This is a genomic window from Sodalinema gerasimenkoae IPPAS B-353, from assembly GCF_009846485.1.
In the GTDB taxonomy this organism is placed as follows: domain Bacteria; phylum Cyanobacteriota; class Cyanobacteriia; order Cyanobacteriales; family Geitlerinemataceae; genus Sodalinema; species Sodalinema gerasimenkoae.
Map to the genome: position 1 here is coordinate 3,199,310 of NZ_ML776472.1, position 19,049 is coordinate 3,218,358.

Consider the following 19,049-nt stretch of genomic DNA (forward strand, 5'->3'; position numbering starts at 1 on the left):
TCGACTATCAGGAGGCAATGATTGAGGTTGACTCAGGTGGTGGATGTCAGCCCGCAGCCGGGTCTTGTGTTGCATAGGTTAATCCCATTCATGTCATCGACGCCTACTCTTTTTCCTGAATTTATTACTCAGTTTCTGGATCTCCATCCCCCTGCGATCGCCCCGGAAACCCCCCTCAGTGACATCTGGGAGCAATTTCAGGTTCAGGTAAGCCTGACGGGAGGACTCGCGCCAAGTTCCCCGAGGAAGTCTCTCCACTCTGGCTATGTCTGTGTGATTGAGGGCGATCGCTGTTTAGGCCTGATTACCACTCAAGAGGCGATCGCCGTTCTGGCCCAGGGTCACGATCCCCGCTCAATTCTCGTATCCCGTCTGATTAGCCCCGGACAAGCGGTGATTACCCCAGACACCCTTAACCAGCCCTGCGCCCTCTACGAAGCCGCCCAACAGCATCCCTTCTTATTGTTGCTCGATCAACAGCAGCACTGTCTAGGGGTGTTACCCAGTTTAGCCCTCTTGCAGTTGCCCGAGTTAGCCGACTTACCTCAGGAGTTCTGCGCGCTGAATCCCTTTGAAATTGCCCTAAACCATCTTCCCATCACCGTGTTTCGCAAAGATTGTCAGTTGCGTTACACCTGGATTTATAAAAGCTTCCCCGGCTTAGATCCCCAAGAGATTTTAGGCCATCGCAATCATGACTTCTTCTCCCCGGTGGATGCTGAGCAATGGGAGGCGATCGAGCGGCGAGTCTTAGAACACAAACAAGGGAGCCATCAGGACATCGCCCTGACCTTAAATGGCACGTTTCATTACTATGACCTGACCGTAGAACCCTTGTTCGATGATTCCGGGAGTATCCTGGGCCTGGTGGGAACGGCCTTAGAGATTACCCCGAGTTATCTCAATCAGCAAGCCCTGATCATGCTCAACCAGGAACTCGAAAACCTCGTCGAAGAGCGAACTGCTGAACTGCAACGCAGTAATGCCCAACTCTTGGCTTCTCTGTCAGCGGCGCGGGAACTCAACGAGCTTAAATCACGGTTTATTACCCTCACCTCCCATGAATTTCGCACCCCGCTAACCACCATTCTCGGCTCCGCTGAACTGCTCAAACATTATGGCCATAACTGGAAGCCCGAAAAAAGACAACGCTATCTCGATCGCATCCATGAGACCGTTGATCACATGACGCGCCTACTCAATGATGTGTTGACGGTGGGGAACGCCGAAGCGGGGCGACTCACCTTTTCCCCCAGCCTAATCAATCTCCTAGACCTGTTCGAGAGTGCGGTCAAGACGGCCCTCACCAAGACCTATCGCGATCGCACCATTGAGCTGAGCCATGACCTCCACGCCAGCTATCTCTATCTCGATCAGACGTTAGTATTACAAATTGTCTCAAATCTCCTTTCCAATGCCCTCAAATACTCCTCAGCTAATTCGGCGATCGAGGTCTACTTAAAAAGCGAGGAAACCCAGGTCATGTTCCGGGTACGGGATGAGGGAATTGGCATTCCCGAAGCAGATCAAGCCGATTTATTTACCTCATTCCATCGTGCTAAAAATGCCGCTAACATACAAGGGACAGGATTAGGCTTATCCATCGTGAAAAACGCCGTCCATCTCCATGGCGGCCAAGTCACCGTTGAAAGCCAAGAGGGTTCTGGTTCGACCTTCACCGTCCTGCTGCCCCTTACCCAATCTGTAGCTTATGACGACAATTCTGGTGATTGAAGATGAAACTCATGTCCGAGAAATTCTCAGTGAGTTGTTAACCACCGAAAAATTTAACGTCCTGACCGCTGAGAATGGTGATTTAGGCTACAAAATGGCCCAACGCCAGCGCCCCGACTTAATTTTATGCGACATCATGATGCCGGAGTTGGATGGCTATGGAGTCCTCAGCCAACTGAAAGAGAACCCTGCCACCGATGATATTCCCTTTATTTTCCTCTCCGCCAAAGCCGATCGCCTAGATTTCCGGGTGGGGATGGATTTGGGGGCTGATGATTATCTCACTAAACCCTTTACACGGGATGAACTCCTGACAGCGGTGCGGATGCGCCTGAAAAAGCAGGCAGCCCTCTCCCAACGACACCATCAGCAACTGCTGCGCACCCAAAGCCATTATCAACAACAACTGGAGCAAGCCAAACAGCATCTAAACCAGGTGTTAGCTCAAGATCCCTTAACGGGGTTACTGAATCAACTGAAGCTGCGACAGGAGTTTGAGCGATTTATCAAGGAACTCCAGCCCCTAGAGCCGTCGAGCTTAGTTCCCTTAGTCTGTTTGGGGGTAGAGCGTTTACAAGAGATTAACGCTGAATTGGGCTATAGTAGCGGCGATCACTGCCTGCAAGTCCTGGCTCACCGGCTGCGAGAGTTCTTTGCTCAGTCCTCGCCCCTCATGGCCCGTCTTAATGGCAATGAGTTTGTCTTAGTTTTGCCCCCCGTCAGCAATCGTTATCAGGCTCAAGAGCAGGTTGAAAACCTATTTCATTTTCTCAGTGACCCCATTAATCTGAGTCAGGGGGATATGGCGCTTCAAATTAACCTGGGGATTGCCTTCTATCCTCGGGATGCCAAGCAACTCGATCCCCTATTGCAACATAGCCAACAGGCCCGACAGAAAGCTCGGTCATCCGGGGGAACAGCCGTTGAGGTTTATAGTGGTGCCTTGCGGGGTGATCGCGGCGATCGCCTAGCCCTAGAGCGAGATCTCCGCTGTGCCTTAGAGAACCCTGAGCAGTCCGGTGAATTGCTACTCGTCTACCAACCCCAAGTCAACCTGAACAGCGGCAAGATTTGCGGCGTCGAAGCCCTCATGCGTTGGCATCATACCCAGCGAGGTTCAATTCCCCCAAACCGGTTTATCCCCATCGCCGAAGAGAGCGATCTGATCATCCCCCTCGGGGAATGGGTGTTAGAAACCGCCTGCCGTCAGGCCCAAACCTGGGAAGCTCAAGGACTCCCTCCCTTGCTTATGGCAGTAAATCTCTCAGCCCGGCAATTTGAAGATCCCCAGCTTTACCGACGGCTGGCGGAAATTTTGCGCCGCTTTAACCGCAAACCTGGCTCCTTAGAGTTAGAACTGACGGAAACCAGTTTAGTCCGGGAGCCAGAGACCAGTGTCCGCATTCTAAATCAACTCAAAGCCTTGGGCGTTTCCATTGCCATCGATGACTTTGGTACGGGGTTTTCCTCTCTGAGCTATTTACAACGCTTTCCCTTTGATATCCTCAAGATTGACCGCTGTTTCGTGGCGGATATACACCGTCACCGCAAAAATGCCATCATTACCGAGGCCGTCATCGAGATGGCTCATAAAATCGGTCTGACGGCGATCGCCGAAGGCATCGAAACCCCCGAAGAGCGAGCCTGTTTACAGGAACTCGGCTGCGATCAGGGCCAGGGCTATTTCTTCCACCGGCCCCTTCCGGCTCTGGAATTACGCCAACTACTGCAAGCGAGTTAGAGGGGAGGAATTACCCAGTTCAACTCAACCGCCTCGCTGATTTCCAAACGACCCAGATTTCCCGTTGTCCCGAATCCGCACTCCCTATGGCAACTATTCTAGTTATTGAAGACGAACAAGATATTTGTGAGATTATTTCCGAAATTCTCTCAGAAGCCGACCATACCGTAGTCACCGCTGCCAATGGACGGTTAGGGGTCGAACAGGCCCAAGAAACAGCGCCAGATCTGATTATTTGTGACATTATGATGCCGGAACTCGACGGCTATGGGGTGTTAACGTATCTGCGCAGCCAGCCGCGTTTCCAAACCGTCCCTTTTATCTTTCTGACGGCGAAGGCGGACAAACAGCAGGTGCGAGAGGGGATGAATTTAGGGGCCGATGATTACCTCTCTAAACCCTTTACCATCGGTGAATTACTCGAAGCCGTTGAAGCACGACTGGAGAAACAGCAGCTTTGGGAACAGTCCTCCAATCAGCGCCTTGGGGAACTGCGGCGCAATTTAACCCGTTCCCTCCCCCACGAGTTACTGACTCCCCTCAATGGCATTCTCGGCTATGCCACCTTCCTCTGTGACGAGCATGAGGATATCGAGCCAGAGGAGGTGTATGAGATGGGGTTGGGTATCCGTCACTCGGGGGAACGACTCTATCACTCGATTCAGAACTTCTTACTCTATGCTCAACTCGAACTGATCAAGGACGATGTAGAACGCAGCCGAGAGTTGTTTACTGGGCAAACAGAACAAGCCACAAAAACTTTGGCCGTCCGGATTAAGGCTATGGCGAACCGTTTGCAGCGGCTTGGGGATTTAGAGATCTCTCTGCAAGACAGCCCAGTAGCGATGCCGGAGACTTGGTTGGTGAAGGTGATCGAGGAACTGCTCGACAATGCCTTTAAGTTCTCCGAGGCGGGAACTCCAGTGCGGGTGGCGTTGACGGCCAGCCCGGACCAGGTGCAGCTGACGGTGAGTGATCGCGGCCGGGGATTAGAACCGGAGCAGATTAAGCGTTTGGGGGCTTATGAACAGTTCGATCGCAAACTCTATGAACAACAAGGGTCAGGATTGGGGTTAGAGATTGTCAAACGCATCGTCAATTTGAATCAGGGAACCCTAGAGATTGAGAGTGAGCCGGGGGAAGGCACTCAGGTGATCCTGACCCTGCCCACGGAACTCTCTTCGATGGTGTAGTTGGGACGGAATCCCCGGTAGAATACACAAGTTGTAACTCGAAAGGAATCTAACATTGTGGCGCGTCTAGCACTGCTGAGCGTATCCGATAAAACCGGACTTGTGGACCTGGGGCGATCGCTCGTCGAGGAGTTTCAATTTGACATTATCAGTAGCGGTGGGACCGCCAAGGTCTTAAAAGAGGCGGGTATTCCGGTGACGAAAGTCTCGGACTACACCGGCTTCCCAGAAATCCTCGGCGGACGAGTCAAAACCCTCCATCCTCGCGTTCATGGGGGCATTTTAGCCCGCCGCGACCTCCCAGACCATCAACAGGACTTAGAAGCCAATGAAATTCGCCCCATTGATTTAGTGGTGGTGAATCTCTATCCCTTTGAGGCCACCATTGCTAAAGCGGATGTCACCCTGGCCGATGCCGTGGAAAACATCGACATTGGCGGCCCAGCGATGTTGCGGGCCTCAGCTAAGAATTTCCAACATCTGACGGTTCTCTGTAACCCGCAGCAGTATGCTGACTATTTAGAGCAACTACGTCAGCATGGAGACCCCTCCTTCGAGTTTCGCCGGGATTGCGCCACAGCCGGATTCTGGCATACGTGTCAATATGATCGGGCGATCGCCACCTATCTCAACCAACAAGCCAACAGCGACAGTCTCCCCGAACAGTTTGGCATCGCCGGCAGTCAAATCCAAGCCCTCCGCTACGGCGAGAACCCCCACCAGAAAGCCGCCTGGTATCAAGTAGGCCAGACTCCCAGCGGTTGGGGTGCAGCGGAGAAGTTACAGGGCAAAGAACTCAGCTACAACAACCTCGTCGACTTAGAAGCGGCGCGACGCATCATCGCCGAATTTCTCGGAGAAGACCAACCCCCCGCCGCCGCCGTCTTGAAACATACCAATCCCTGTGGAGTGGCGTTAGGGGAGAGTCTGGTGCAGGCCTATGAACGAGCCTTTGCCGCCGATTCCGTGTCAGCCTTTGGGGGAATTGTCGCCCTTAACCGGTGTCTGGATGCGGAGACGGCCACGGCCATGACTAAAACGTTCCTCGAATGTGTGATTGTCCCCGATTGTGATGCAGCCGCGCGAGAGGTGTTAGCCAAAAAATCCAAGTTACGGGTGTTAACCCTGGCTGACTTAAATGTCGGAACTGGGGAAACCCTCAAAGCCATTGCCGGGGGCTTCCTCGTCCAAACCGCCGATGATTTAGTCGAACAGACCCAAGATTGGCAAGTGGTGACGGACAAACAACCCACACCGCAGGAGTTAGAGGAGTTACTCTTTGCCTGGAAGGTCTGTAAACACGTCAAATCCAATGCCATTGTGGTCACCAAAGACCGCACCACCCTCGGGATTGGCGCGGGACAAATGAACCGTGTCGGTGCGGCTAAGATTGCCTTGGAACAGGCGGGAGAGGGCTGTCAGGGGGCGACTCTTGCCAGTGATGGCTTCTTCCCCTTTGACGACTCGGTGCGTTCAGCAGCGGCGGCAGGAATTACGGCCATTGTCCAACCGGGGGGCAGTATCCGGGATAAGGATTCCATCGCGGCGGCTAATGAGTTAGGGGTGGTGATGGTGTTCACGGGAGTGCGCCACTTCCTGCATTAAGGGATTTGCTAGATTGAAGATAGCCCAGACCTCTGGCCTCAGGGGTCTGGACTCTCTGTGAACCGTCTCTAAATCCACGATGGAGGACTCCCCATGATTGCCCAACCGGATTTCCCCCCACGCCTGACTCCCCAAGAGTATTTAGATTGGGAGGCCCAGCAGGACTATCGCTACGAGTACATCGATGGCGAAATTATAGCTATGACGGGGGGGACGATTCCTCATAATGATCTTGCCCTCAACTTTTACCGGGCCTTGTACCCTCATTTGCGCCAACGAGGCTGTCGAGCGAATGTGTCTGATGTCAAGGTTGAGGACAGTAAGAACGAACGCTATTTTTACCCTGATTTAGTGGTGACTTGTGATGCAGAGGATTTACAGGCTCAAACGTCGGTGAAACATCCTACGGTGATTGTAGAGGTGTTGTCTCCGAGTACGGCGACGGGCGATCGCAGCACGAAACTAAAATGCTATCGTCAAATTCCTACTGTGCAGGAGTATGTGTTAGTCGATTCCCAGTCGATGACGGTGGAACTCTACCGTCGAGGTGATGAGGGTCGGATGTGGGGCTATGCTCAGTATGAGGCGGGGGAACGGTTCCGGTTGGAGAGTCTTGATTTTGAACTGGAGTTGTCTGTGCTTTATGAGGGGGTTAATCTGAATCAGTAACCCTCCCAAACATTATGCAATTTGACGAGGTCTGGCAACAGTATGACTTTACCGAAGCTGAGTTACTCGGCATGGGTTGGCAGCTTCCTTATAATTATGTCCTGCATCTGAACTATTACTGGGACCTCAATGATCGGGGAATCACGACGGATGTGGCCTCGGGGGATCAACCCCTCCAACTTATTCTCAATGGCTGTATTCACTTGGATATCCAAATGCAGCCAACTCTCAACGGAGACCTTCAAACACCTAGACATCTCGGTACGATTGTGGGATGGGGTCAAGTGACTCCCTCTCCTTGACTTGCACAACGTTCTCTTGCGGCTTCGGAGTGGATGCACCTATTTTTTGATATCGGAGGGAATCATAAAATTCAGGCGATCGCGCGATCGCTCTCGATTGAGTCTTTAACCGGTTCGCCTTTAGCCACAGCGATCAATCATGATTACCCTTAACCTAGACTCGACCTTAAACCTAAGCAATGAAACCTCGATAATGGCGCTCAACTGGGGTGGTTACTTAACCCAAATACACGACGGGTTGACCGCTATTGTCCGGGAGCGTCGATAGCAGTGTTTAGATGACCCAGAAACGCTGGCGGGAGAGGGGTTATTGCCGGGGTTAGTGGTTCATTTGCGATGGGTTTGGGGATGAGGTTTTCCTGATCCTCTCGCTGATGTCATAGGGAATCGGGTTTTAAAAGGGTCTGCTGGGTTCAGGGTGATCAGGAAAAATTAGGGCAGATTATATCCGGTGCTGACGGATTACCCCTCGTGTCATGACTGAATCCGTGACACAGACTCTGGGAGGCTCTGCCGCCTGTACTCGGGAGGCAGAGCCTCCCCAAAAGCATGACGAGCACTCGATGCCAAGTCACCAGGAACAATCAGGAGGTATGTCGATAACGAGTGTAGTGCTAGTTGAGAGGTCGAACCGGTCGAACAAAGTAGGAATTGGCTCGAACAAAACAGATATGATTGGTCGAAGAAGCCCCAATCCAGAGCCAGGGAAGGTCACGGTCATCATAGCTAATTTGGGGTGATATCAACCGTTGTCCCTGCTCGAAGGTATGAGAAACCGGATAGTTATAGATATCACTCCCCCCCGTGGGAGATCCTTGAGCGCGATTAAGGTAGCGACAATTTAAACCATTGGGATCGGGATCCATAACTTCCCATTCCCAACTTGTCCGGGGACGGTTGCGATTAGGGAAATGATAGTCACCATTGCTATCCTGGACTGGACGGGATGCTGAGGCGGAGGCGATGGGAGACTCTGATGCGCTGAAGAGAGTGGGGAGTCCGACGGATCCTACGCTAGTTCCTAAGACGGCTATTAGGCTCAGGGGGAGGAGTTTGTGAATTGACATAATGCTTGACCTGACTCAATTGTAAGGCTTAGTCGGTCTGAGCTGTGGGGGGGCTTTTACCCGCCTAGAACAAAAATCAGAGAGGCTAACCCTTTATATGAGTATAAAGTCTATTTTTGAAGATGTCACCCCACTGGGATGACTCAGCAAACTGCACGGAGAACTTCCCCATGATTGGCCAACCGGATCTTTCCCTCAGGCCTTAGCCGCCAATAGTATTTAGATTGGGAGGCCCAGCAGGAATACCGATCTGTATCACCTTCACTCAGGCCTTAGCCGCCAATAGTATTTAGATTGGGAGGCCCAGCAGGAATACCGATCTGTATCACCTTCAACTCTTCTAATCGCAGCAATAACCGTTATCCTCCACGTTATAACCCTGATCGATCATGCCAGCACCAACAACTCTTCTAATCGCAGCAATAACCGTTATCCTCCACGTTATAACCCTGATCGATCATGCCAGCACCAACTCAGACTCAACCGCTTTCCCTAGGGGAGTTTCTCAAACTCCCGGAACAGAAACCAGCTTATGAATATATTAATGGGAAACCCCATCAAAAACCGATGCCTAGGGGCAAACATAGCCTATTACAAACTCGTTTATCGGCGCTCATCAACCGCGTTGCAGAACCCCAACAGGCGGCCCTTGCCTTGACAGAGTTACGCTGTAGCTTCGGGGGACGCTCTCTGGTTCCAGATATTGCTGTGTTTGCTTGGGAGAATATCCCCCTGGACGAAACCGGAGATATTGCCGATCGCTTTAGCATCCCACCAGATTGGACGATTGAAATTTTATCTCCACAACAGCCGCAAACTCGGGTAATTGACAATATCCTATTTTGCCTAAATTCTGGAACTGAATTGGGCTGGTTAATTGACCCGGATGAAACAACAATCTTAGTGTTTCGGGCAGGAGAACAACCTCAACTTCAGCGAAATGATGATAAACTTCCGAGTTTAAGTCACGTTAAAGGATGGGAAATCTCAGTCAATCAGGTGTTTGATTTATTGAAATTCAGGTTGCCAAGTCAGGGACATTAGTCATGACGAGTTGGTGCAAGATCGCCCGAACCGATTGGCTGAAATCTTTCTATTCTCAACTCTACTCTAGGTGGCCACCTATTAGGAGGCAGAGCCTCCGGGGGGACGTGTCACGACTGGAGCCATGACACGAGAGTACACGAGAGTAACGTCTTAATAGCCAGCCTCTTCTTCATACTCGGGTTGCTTAGTCTTCTGAGGAATATTCACCTTCGGAGGATCATACACCCGTGCATCCTCTTCCTCAGACCAAGCATCCGCCTCAATGTCCTCGTACTCCACAGGCTGGGAATAGTCCGGATAATCCGCCTCCTCATACACCGGTTCCTCTCGATAGGGTTCCGGCTCATAAGGTGGCTCGTACTGACTGCGACTGGTTTCACTCCAGTTTTCTGTCTCCGGCTCGTCGTACTCCACATACACCGGCTCCGGTTCTGGCTCGTAAAGCGGTTCAGGTTCCGGTTGTGTCCACTCGTCTTCATCCCATTGCTGCTCAACGGGAGCCTCCATAGCTCGACGGCGGGGTTCTGGAGGGGCGTTGGGAATGCCACTGCCCAGTTGATTCTCAGGGCGAGCGGTGGGAGTATAAAATTCTTCCTCTTCTTCCCGTTCCCAGGGCGCACTCCCTAAGCCTAACCGTTCCATGACCCCCACCGATAACTGGCTCAGCCGTTCTTCTGCCCCCTCAAAGACAATCAGACGGTTGGGACCACTGCTGACAATCTCCTCGATGGGGAGTTCGTAGGTACTCAGCAGTTGTTCGGGAATCTGGGGAATGCCAATCGAGGCGATGATGATGGAGGTGACTTTGCCATCGCGGGTGTCGAACTTGAAGCCTCGCACTTTCCCGAGGAGTTCGCCCACTTCAGTAATCACCTCACTGTTGATGATGGTGCTATACATCTCAACATCGAGATCGTCTTCGATGACTTCGTCGGTATCGACTAGGATGACATCACCAATCTGGCGGATGCGATCGAGCTGCATGTAACGGGGGAGCCCGGCCACCGCTAGGATATTATCCCGCATCCCGAGGGCGACTACTTCCCGGCGATCGATATCTACCCAAATTTGGCTGACGACTCCGAGCCGCCTCCCGCCGTCGCGGGTGATGACTTGGGTTCCTAACAGATCGGAGCGTTGACGGATGTGTTCGGATGTCATTCTAGATGGAATCCTACGAGTCGAATCCTGGTTAATATACTGTACTATCAGACCGATCGCTCTGGCGAGAGAGATTCTTGAGTTTCGGGTTGTGGTTGCTGTTGCAACTTCAAACCCAAAACTTGGGTATAAGCACCTCGGGCCTGGGTGACACCGATGGTTCTCGCGGCGGCGGCGATAGTGGGACGGCGCAAACTCACGACAATAAATTGTGCGGCTTGTGCCTGCTTTTTAATCATTTTAGCTAATCGTTCCACATTTGCCCCGTCTAGAAACATATCCACCTCGTCAAAGGCGTAAAACGGGGAGGGACGATAGCGTTGTAGAGCAAAGATAAAACTCAACGCCGTGAGAGATTTCTCCCCCCCTGACATCGAGGCCAACCGTTGCACAGGCTTACCTTTAGGATGGGCCACCAAGTTCAAGCCGCCATTGAAGGGGTCTTCCGGGTCGCTCAGTTGCAGATATCCGTCCCCCTGAGACAGTTCAGCGAAGATTTGGGCAAAATTCTCATTTACCGCGTCGAAGGCTTCTTTAAAGGCGCGTAACCGCAGGGTGGTGAAGTTTTCAATGCGTAGTAGCAACTCCTGACGTTCATCCTGGAGAATGGCCAGTTTCTCAGTCAGTTCTTCTAATCGAGCTTGGGTGCGCTCAAATTCTTCTAGGGCCAACATATTCACTGGTTCCATGGCCTCGATGCGTTTGGCGAGGCTACGGAGTTCTTTGTCCAACGCGTCTAGTTTTAGCTGGGGGGGAACCTCGGGGAGGGGGTTGGGGAGGTCTTGCTGCTGTTCTCGCAGTTGTTGGCGCACTTGCTGGAGTTGTTCAACTCGCCCCTCTTGGGTTTCTTGGAGTTTCTGTAAACGCCAGTCGGTTTGTTGTTGGTTGACGCGCAATTCCCGCAGTTCGGCTTCGGCGCGATCTCGGGCCTGTTTCTCTTCTCCTAATTTGGCCTCAATTTCGGCAAAACTGGCACGAGTTTGAGCGATCTGCTCATCTAACTCCTGGTGTTGTTGCGCCAGTTGCTCCTGTTGCTGCTCAATCTCCTGGCCACGACTCTGGAGTTCCCCCAACTGTTGCTGACGTTCCTGGATTTTCTCACCCAGTCGCCCCTGTTGACTGGCTAATTCTCGTAACCGTTCTTCCCCGTCCCGCAAACTCTGGGTGCGTTGGGCCAGGATTTCCTCCCGTTGTTGAATCTCCTGTTGGTACTGTTGCCATTCTTGGTGAGTTTGGGATTTCTCCAATTCCGCTAGTTGTTCTCGCAGGTTTCGTAACTGCTGCTCTTGCTGAGGGAGTTCCTGTTGCAGTTGCTGCAAACGAGCCTGGGTGCTATCGAGTTCTTGGCGTTGTTGACTTTGTTGCGATCGCCCCTGCTCCTGGTGCTGCTGTAAACTCTCAATATCCTGCCCCAGTCGTTCCCGGCGCAATTGGTGTTCTCGATGTTGCTGTTTCGCCTCCATCAGCGCCTTGGCCCCTAATTTCAGTTCACTACTCCAGCGTAAAATCTCCTCCTCACAGCGTTCGAGAATCTCGCCAATCTGCCGCAGGCGATCGCGCAACCCCTTCACTTCCGCCGATTCCCCAGTCTCCACATGGCCAAAATGTAGATGAGATGATCCCCGCCGCTGACTTCCCCCAGTCATGGCCCCACTGGCTTCGAGGAGTTCCCCATCGAGAGTCACCATGCGCGCCTGTCCCAATAACCGACGGGCATTGTCTAAGCGGTCAAACACCACTGTTGAGCCAAACACATAGGCAAAGATAGCGTCATAGCGTTCCTCGCAGTCAATCAGATTCACCGCATAGTCAATAAAACCGGGAGTGCGTTCGACCTCGGGAGTCCGCTGAAAACGAGGGGCGCGAATCTTATTCAGGGGCAGAAACGTGGCCCGCCCAGCCCGTTTTTCTTTCAAAAGCTGAATCGCCGCAGAGGCGACTAAATCATCCTCAACGACAACAAAGCCCAATCGTCCCCCGGCAGCGGTTTCTAGGGCGATTTGCACGTCGCTCTCGACCCGTCCCAGTTGGGATACCGACCCACAAATTCCGCTCAATCCTGACTGTTCCACCACTTGGCTGGCATAACTGCCGGAGGCTTCTTGAATGGCTTGATTTTGGGCTTCGAGCTTATCGAGGCGGCGTTGTTTGTCCCGCTGTTCTTGCAAGAGACGAGTTTGGGTATCTTGCTGAATCTGCAACTCCTCCTCGGCAGCTTGGCTACTGCGTTCGAGGTGTTGCAGATGCTGTTGAGCGGTTTCTTCTTCTTGGCTGAGGTGTTGATACTCCTGTTGACTCTGTCGCAGTTGGTCCTCTCGTTGGGCGATCGCCGTCTCCCGTTGACTGAGTTGTTCCCCCAATTGGGCCAGCCGTTCCTGAAGTTGGGCCTGTTCGGTGCGTTGGGGTTCAAGGGTTCCCAGGAGGGTTTCCGTTTGTTGACGGAGTTGGGTTTGTTCTTGCACCCAAGCTTGAGCGCGATCAGCCAGGGCGTTGGCGGACTCTCGGGCCTGTTCGAGTTCTCCCTGGGCCAACTCCCGTGACTCTCTCAGGGTGGGAAGTTGGTCAGTTTCTAGGAGTTGCTGTTGTTGGCGAAGTTGCTCCTGTTGCTGCTGGTTTTGCGCGATCGCCCTCTCGGTTTGGGCGATCGCCCCCTCAATCTCCTGACGCTGCTGCTGCAACTCCTGCCGTCGCTGCTGGCGTTGCTGCTGTTCGGCTTCCTGACGGGCCAACTCCGACTGACGAGCCAAGAGTTCATCTTCGCCGAGGGCCTTCACCTGCTGATTTAACACATCGAGTTCATCGCTGGCCTGTTTCAAATTCTCAGCCAGTTGGGCCAGAGTGTCCTGAAGTTCCCCGCGAGTGCGATCGCCAGCTGCCAATTGTTCCCCAATCTGCTCTTGGCGTTGGCGCAATTGCTGCCACTGTAAAACTCTAGCCCACTCTTGTTTCTGCTGAAGTTCCTGGCGTAATCGCTGATATTGTTCGGCTTTGAGGCGATCGGCGGCAAGGCGATCGCGTTGGGTCATCAATTCCTTCTCCACAATGCGACAGCGATCTTCGCGTTCCTCCACTTCGGCGAACTTCTCTTTGGCCCGATCAATTTTGCGATCGAACGCCGCCACCCCGGCCAACTCATCAATAATCTCCCGCCGTTCCCGAGCGTTCATGGAGATAATACTGGTCACATCCCCCTGAAGCACCACATTATAGCCCTCAGGATAGACGCGCAACTCATTGAGTTGTTCATGCAACTCTCCCAGAGTACAGACCTCGCCATTGATCGCATATTGCGAGGTATAGCCCCCCGACGGCGTCACTCGCAGCCGCCGCGTCACCCGCCAATCCTGATGCTGTGGCAGTGTCTCATCCTCCCCAGCCCCCTCTTCAGAAGCATCAGAGACGTTCTCCTCATCAGAGTTTTCCGCTCGCTGCATCCGTCGCCACAACAGATCCTCCCGAGACAAATCAAAGGTGACACTGACACTGGCCTCCACCGTCGATTTACGTCGATTTTGCTGTTGATTGACTAAATCCGGCAGGCGATCGGCCCGCATCCCCTTCGATGAGGCAATTCCCAAACAAAACAACAGGGCATCCAAAATATTAGACTTCCCAGAACCATTCGGTCCCGAAATGACCGTAAACTCACGCCGGAACGGAACCCTCGTGGTTCCCCCAAAGGATTTAAAATTAGTGAGTTCGATTTCTTTGATGTAAACCATGGGGAAGGGAAGAGGGAGAAGAAGGCAGTAGGCAGCAGGCAGTAGGCAGTAGGAGGGGAAGAAGGCAAGAGAAAAGACGTAGGGGCTTACCCTTGTGGTTGGTGAGCGATCGCCGAACCGTGGTTGGTGAGCGATCGCCGAACCGTGGTCGCCCTAGGCAACAGGCAACAGGAGAGCTGATGGGCGATCGCTCCTAACACCACTGGTTTGATAGAATGCCACTAAAGCCGCCTGGGGAGCAAGGGAAACCACATTATGAATGTTGCCATCTTTGAAGTTTGTCGGAATCCCGAAATCCGCAAACAAACGGAAACCCTTCTACTCTCTCAAGCCTTTGAACGCCTTGCCATTCCCTGCCAAGTGTATAGCAATGATGGCATTTGGCAGCGACGAACCTTCCTTAATCGTAGCCTATTGCAGAAATCTCTTAGTGAAACGGCTCTTGATGTCATTCACTTAGCCCTCCATGGCGATCGCGACGGCCTCGTCCTCGGATGGTCTCAAGCCGAAAAAATCCGCGATCGCCGTCCCCAAACTCGCCTCTCACCCAGCGAAATCGAGAGCATGACTCAATGGCGAGGCAAACTCATCGTCAGTGGGGCCGCAAGCGTATATCCCCTTGCCGACTCCTTCCTAACCGCTGGTGCGTCTGGAGTCATTGTCCCAGAACGCTCCATCTCCTATCAGCACCTCGTCCCCTTCCTCGAAGGATTTTATGGTAGCCTTGCCAATCGCCAAGCTTCCCAGACGGCTCTCGACAGCGCAATTCGTCAATTCCCCGACCTCCGAAGCTTCCGTTTTCTCTCTCGTCGAAGTCCAGGGAGCTTGAACTAACCCCTCGCACTCCACTATTAAACACCTCTTGACAAACTTCTCCCTGACAATTACTCTCATTAAAGCCGATTCTAATTCGGAATAATTCTGAATTAGTTTAACCTACAACCTATGAGGATGGCAGCGGGCTATCCCGACCCTCAATCTGGCGGATCAGGCTCAGTTTACCCAAAACCCCTATTTAGGGATAGGAACTGAGCCAATCTCGTGACCTCCGTGATGGAAACTCGTCAGTTTCTATCCGTGATGCACCTGAGCCAGAGGTAATTGCTGTGTTTAGCCGCACCTCACAATTGACAATTTTTATAGACTTTCACTGACGAGGAAAGTTGGGAGACTATCATGAAACGAAGAAAAGTCATTGCTCTAATTAGCTTAGCCGCCGCCACAAGCACAGCATTAATTGCTTGTGCTCCGGACGATAGCCCAACCGCAGATGGAGCAGCCGGCCAAGGGGAAACCCTCGTCGTCTATTCCGGTCGTGGCGAAGATCTCATCGGCCCGATGTTTGAGCGTTTTGAAGCGGAAACCGGTATTAGTGTCGATGTTCGTTATGGGGACACCGCCGAACTGGCTGCCACCATCCTCGAAGAAGGACAAAACTCCCCGGCAGATATCTACTTCGCCCAAGATGCCGGGGCATTAGGAGCCTTACAAATCGAAGGTCGCACCCGTAATATTCCCGAGAACCTACTTGACCAAGTTGACCCACGCTTTCGGTCCCGAGAAGGGCAATGGATTGGCATCACCGGCCGGGCCCGAGTCTTTGCCTACAACACCGATATGCTCGATGCTGACGAGGTTCCCGACTCCATCTGGGACTTAACCGAACCGGAATGGTCGGGTCGGGTTGGCTGGGCCCCCACTAATGGTTCCTTCCAAGCCTTCGTCTCCGCTGTGCGAGAACATGAAGGAGAAGAGCGGGCCCGGGAATGGCTCGAAGCCATGCAAGCTAATGATCCTCAAGTGTTTCGCAACAACACCTCAATTGTTGAAGGTCTCGGTCGTGGTGAAGTTGAAGTGGGGTTAGTGAATAACTACTACCTAGCCCGTTTCCAAGCCGAAGACCCCAACTTCCCTGTCGCTCACCATTACCCTAGCGGTGATGTCGGTTCCATGATCAACATTGCCGGTGTGGCCATCCTGGATACCACCGACCAACCTGAGGCCGCCGAAGCCTTTGTTGCGTTTATGCTCAGCCCCGAGGCTCAACAACACTTCGCAGAGGGGAACAGTGAGTATCCCTTAATTGCCGGAATTGATCCCCCCGACAATCAATTGCCCATTTCTGAGATTAACCCCCCAGATATCGACCTAAGCAGCTTAGAAGACTTGGAAGGAACCCTGAGTCTTTTACAAGAAACCGGGGCTTTGTAGACAATCCTGGGTTAATTCATTAGGTGCGACTGCACCTACCCTGATGGGGCTGCATTGGCTACAATGTAGCCTTTATCGGTTTGCCCCTGTCCATCACGAACGACCTCATGGAACTACAATCCCAACCGGCCAAAGCGCAATTTCCGCCCTCAGGGCGATCGCGGCCTCCCTTGTTCCTGGTTCTCATGGCCAGCCTAGTGGCAGTGGGGATGGCATTGCCCTTGGTATACCTGGTGTTGCGAGCCTTGGGAATCGGAGTGGTGGACTTCTGGGCAATTTTGCAACGGCCGCGCACCATTCAGGTCTTTTTTAACAGTATTGGCATGGTCTTGGCGGTGACGATTCTCTCCGCCCTAATTGCCATTCCCCTGGCCTTTCTCACCGTCCGCACCGACTTACCCGGGCGGCGATTTTGGGGGGTCACCTCCACCCTGCCCCTAGCAATTCCCACTTATGTGGGTAGCTTCGCCCTGCTGGCCTTTGCCGGTCCCCGAGGCAGTATGCTGCAAATTCTCCTAGAACCCTGGGGGGTACAGCGGCTGCCCTCGATTTATGGCTGGACTGGGGTGATTTTAGCCACGACCCTGTTTTCCTATCCCTATCTTCTCCTGACGGTGCGAGCCAGTCTCCAGGGAATGGACCCCGCCATGGAAGAGGCCTCCATGAGTCTCGGCTATAGCCATTCTGAAACCTTTTGGCGTGTGACCTTGCCCCAATTACGGCCCGCGATCGCCGCCGGGGCCTTGCTGGTGTCCCTCTATTCTCTGCAAGACTTTGGAACGCCGGCCCTGATGCGTTTTAACTCCTTTACGCGCATCATCTTCCTCCAATATCGGGCCAGCTTCGATCGCAGTATGGCCGCCGCCCTAGCACTGGTCTTAGTGGCCCTAGTAGGCTGTATCCTCTGGTTAGAATACCGGGCCCGTTCCAAAGCGGCCTACTACAGCAGTGGTTCCGCCAGCCAGCATCAGCCTAAATTAATTCCCCTAGGCCCCTGGAAATGGTTAGCCTTGGCCTTCTGTAGCCTCGTGTTCCTCTCGTCCCTGGTCATGCCCTTGACTGTATTAGTCTTTTGGCTCGGACGGGGCATGACAGCGGGCCAAAGTGCGATCGACCTCGTCCGTGCCATGCTCCCCTCGGCGGTCAATTCCATTTATGGCTCAGGCTTAGCGGCTCTCATCGCCGTCATCTTCGCCCTCCCCATCGCCATTCTCGCCGTCCGCTTTCCCAGTCCTCTAAGCAGTCTCTTGGAACGACTGTCTTACATCGGCTTTGGGATGCCGGGAATTGTGGTCGCCCTATCCCTAGTCTTTTTTGGGGCCAACTATGCCAGGGCCCTATACCAGACCCTGCCCATGCTCCTGTTTGCCTATTTAGTCCTCTTCATCCCCCAGGGCGTGGGAACCCTACGCAGTTCTCTATTACAAGTCTCCCCAAGTCTAGAGGAGTCGGCCCGCAGTTTAGGGCGAACCCCCTGGCAGACCCTACGAGAAGTGACCATTCCCCTAGTCCGTCCAGGGATTATCAGTGGAGCGATGCTGATTTTCCTGACGGCCATCAAAGAACTCCCAGCGACCTTATTACTCTCTCCCATCGGCTTCCGCACCCTCGCCACGGAAATCTGGCAAGCCACCGCCGAAAACGCCGCCTTCACTCAAGCGGCCGTGGCCTCCCTCATGATGCTCGTCGTCTCCACCCTAGCTACTCTGATCATCCTTTCCCAAGAGCGACTCAGCCGGAATAGGGAATAGGGAATAGGGAATAGGGAATAGGGAACAGGGAACAGGGAACAGGGAACAGGGAACAGGGAACAGGGAACAGGGAACAAAAATAACGTAGGGGCACGCCCTTGTGGCTGCCCTCTTCCGGCAGTATGACTCTGTGGTTCTCTACTGCCTACTGCCTATTGCCTACTGCCTTCTTCCCCCCATAGCAAAACTGGACAGCCTCAGGAGACTGCCCAGCATCAATGCGGTGATACCCACACGGAATTTAATGACGGGGGACGAGACTAGTTGCTCGGGGCAACCTTTTCCTTAAACAGTTTGCCAGCGGAGAAGGCGGGAACCTTGGTAGCGGGGATAACCATTTTGTCACCGGTTTTGGGGTTACGGCCTTCACGGGCTTTACGATCTCTGGCTTCAAAGGAACCAAAGCCGACCAGAGTGACTTTGTCATCGCTGGAAACCGCTTCCACAATGGTTTCCAGGGCGGCGGTCAGGACGGCGTCAGCTTCCTTTTTCGTGACATTCGCTTTCGCGGCCACGCGATCGACGAGTTCTCCTTTATTCATATCTGGATGTCTCCTTAAGGTCAGATAGTACAGGTTCGTGACTGCCCAAACGGGTCTTGAGGACACTTTAGGCAACAAACATCGGAGGGGCTTTTTGGGCAAAAAACCTTGAAACTCTTGGTCTTCCGATGTTTCACTGACTCATTCTAATGGGTGTTTGCCCGATCTGGATCGTAGAAAGTATTAATTTATCTTGATTTGAGGATTTTTTTGACTTCTACCATTTTTTTAAGGCAAATTTCGGAAAAAATCTTGACAATTCCCAAAAAATTGAGTAATACTCTCTCCCTCTAGCAGCGGTTGT

At 52.9% G+C, this 19,049-nt stretch carries 14 protein-coding genes; 10 read left to right on the forward strand and 4 right to left on the reverse strand.

The window, feature by feature from the left end; all coding sequences use genetic code 11:
- Positions 1–90: 90 nt before the first annotated feature.
- From L855_RS13895 to L855_RS13920, 6 genes are all read left to right on the forward strand, one after another.
- Positions 91–1,734 carry an ATP-binding protein gene (locus tag L855_RS13895; RefSeq protein ID WP_159788961.1) on the forward strand — a complete coding sequence of 548 codons (1,644 nt, stop codon included), beginning with the start codon at positions 91–93 and terminating at the stop codon, positions 1,732–1,734.
- Positions 1,712–3,475: a putative bifunctional diguanylate cyclase/phosphodiesterase gene (locus tag L855_RS13900; RefSeq protein ID WP_159788963.1), complete on the forward strand. Its 1,764-nt coding sequence runs from the start codon at positions 1,712–1,714 to the stop codon at positions 3,473–3,475. Before L855_RS13895 ends, L855_RS13900 begins: the two co-directional genes overlap by 23 nt.
- 86 nt (positions 3,476–3,561) lie before the next feature.
- Positions 3,562–4,668 (forward strand): hybrid sensor histidine kinase/response regulator, encoded by a 1,107-nt coding sequence (locus tag L855_RS13905; protein ID WP_159788965.1) that lies wholly within the window; start codon positions 3,562–3,564, stop codon positions 4,666–4,668.
- 57 nt (positions 4,669–4,725) lie between these two features.
- Complete coding sequence (gene purH / locus L855_RS13910) at positions 4,726–6,273, forward strand: bifunctional phosphoribosylaminoimidazolecarboxamide formyltransferase/IMP cyclohydrolase (RefSeq protein WP_159788967.1); 1,548 nt, start codon at positions 4,726–4,728, stop codon at positions 6,271–6,273.
- A 93-nt stretch (positions 6,274–6,366) separates the two neighbouring features.
- Positions 6,367–6,942 carry a Uma2 family endonuclease gene (locus L855_RS13915; protein WP_159788969.1) on the forward strand — a complete coding sequence of 192 codons (576 nt, stop codon included), beginning with the start codon at positions 6,367–6,369 and terminating at the stop codon, positions 6,940–6,942.
- 14 nt (positions 6,943–6,956) lie between these two features.
- On the forward strand, positions 6,957–7,244 hold the full coding sequence (locus tag L855_RS13920) for a hypothetical protein (protein WP_246198866.1): 288 nt from the start codon (positions 6,957–6,959) through the stop codon (positions 7,242–7,244).
- Between the two features lie 614 nt (positions 7,245–7,858).
- Here the strand turns inward: L855_RS13920 and L855_RS13925 are convergent.
- The gene (locus L855_RS13925; RefSeq protein ID WP_159788971.1) at positions 7,859–8,311 is read right to left on the reverse strand and encodes a hypothetical protein; all 453 of its coding nucleotides are present in this window, start codon (positions 8,309–8,311) and stop codon (positions 7,859–7,861) included.
- Between the two features lie 459 nt (positions 8,312–8,770).
- Between L855_RS13925 and L855_RS13930 the strand changes: the two genes are divergently transcribed.
- Complete coding sequence (locus tag L855_RS13930; protein WP_159788973.1) at positions 8,771–9,355, forward strand: Uma2 family endonuclease; 585 nt, start codon at positions 8,771–8,773, stop codon at positions 9,353–9,355.
- A 153-nt stretch (positions 9,356–9,508) separates the two neighbouring features.
- Here L855_RS13930 and L855_RS13935 read toward each other — a convergent pair whose 3' ends face one another.
- Positions 9,509–10,519, reverse strand: coding sequence for a PRC-barrel domain-containing protein (locus L855_RS13935; protein WP_159788975.1), 1,011 nt, complete (start codon positions 10,517–10,519; stop codon positions 9,509–9,511).
- A gap of 47 nt (positions 10,520–10,566) precedes the next feature.
- On the reverse strand, positions 10,567–14,241 hold the full coding sequence (smc, locus tag L855_RS13940; RefSeq protein WP_159788977.1) for a chromosome segregation protein SMC: 3,675 nt from the start codon (positions 14,239–14,241) through the stop codon (positions 10,567–10,569).
- Between the two features lie 255 nt (positions 14,242–14,496).
- Here smc and L855_RS13945 point away from each other — a divergent pair, with 255 nt between their 5' ends.
- The 3 genes from L855_RS13945 (at position 14,497) to L855_RS13955 (ending at position 18,203) form a co-directional block, all read left to right on the forward strand.
- On the forward strand, positions 14,497–15,075 hold the full coding sequence (locus tag L855_RS13945; protein WP_159788979.1) for a hypothetical protein: 579 nt from the start codon (positions 14,497–14,499) through the stop codon (positions 15,073–15,075).
- Between the two features lie 342 nt (positions 15,076–15,417).
- A complete protein-coding gene (locus tag L855_RS13950) occupies positions 15,418–16,452 on the forward strand; it encodes an iron ABC transporter substrate-binding protein (protein ID WP_159788981.1) in 1,035 nt (344 codons plus the stop codon).
- A gap of 107 nt (positions 16,453–16,559) precedes the next feature.
- Positions 16,560–18,203 (forward strand): ABC transporter permease, encoded by a 1,644-nt coding sequence (locus L855_RS13955; RefSeq protein WP_159788983.1) that lies wholly within the window; start codon positions 16,560–16,562, stop codon positions 18,201–18,203.
- 260 nt (positions 18,204–18,463) lie between these two features.
- On the opposite strand, the gene L855_RS13960 is transcribed toward L855_RS13955, so the two are convergent.
- Positions 18,464–18,745 carry an HU family DNA-binding protein gene (locus L855_RS13960; RefSeq protein WP_068790183.1) on the reverse strand — a complete coding sequence of 94 codons (282 nt, stop codon included), beginning with the start codon at positions 18,743–18,745 and terminating at the stop codon, positions 18,464–18,466.
- Positions 18,746–19,049: the final 304 nt, after the last annotated feature.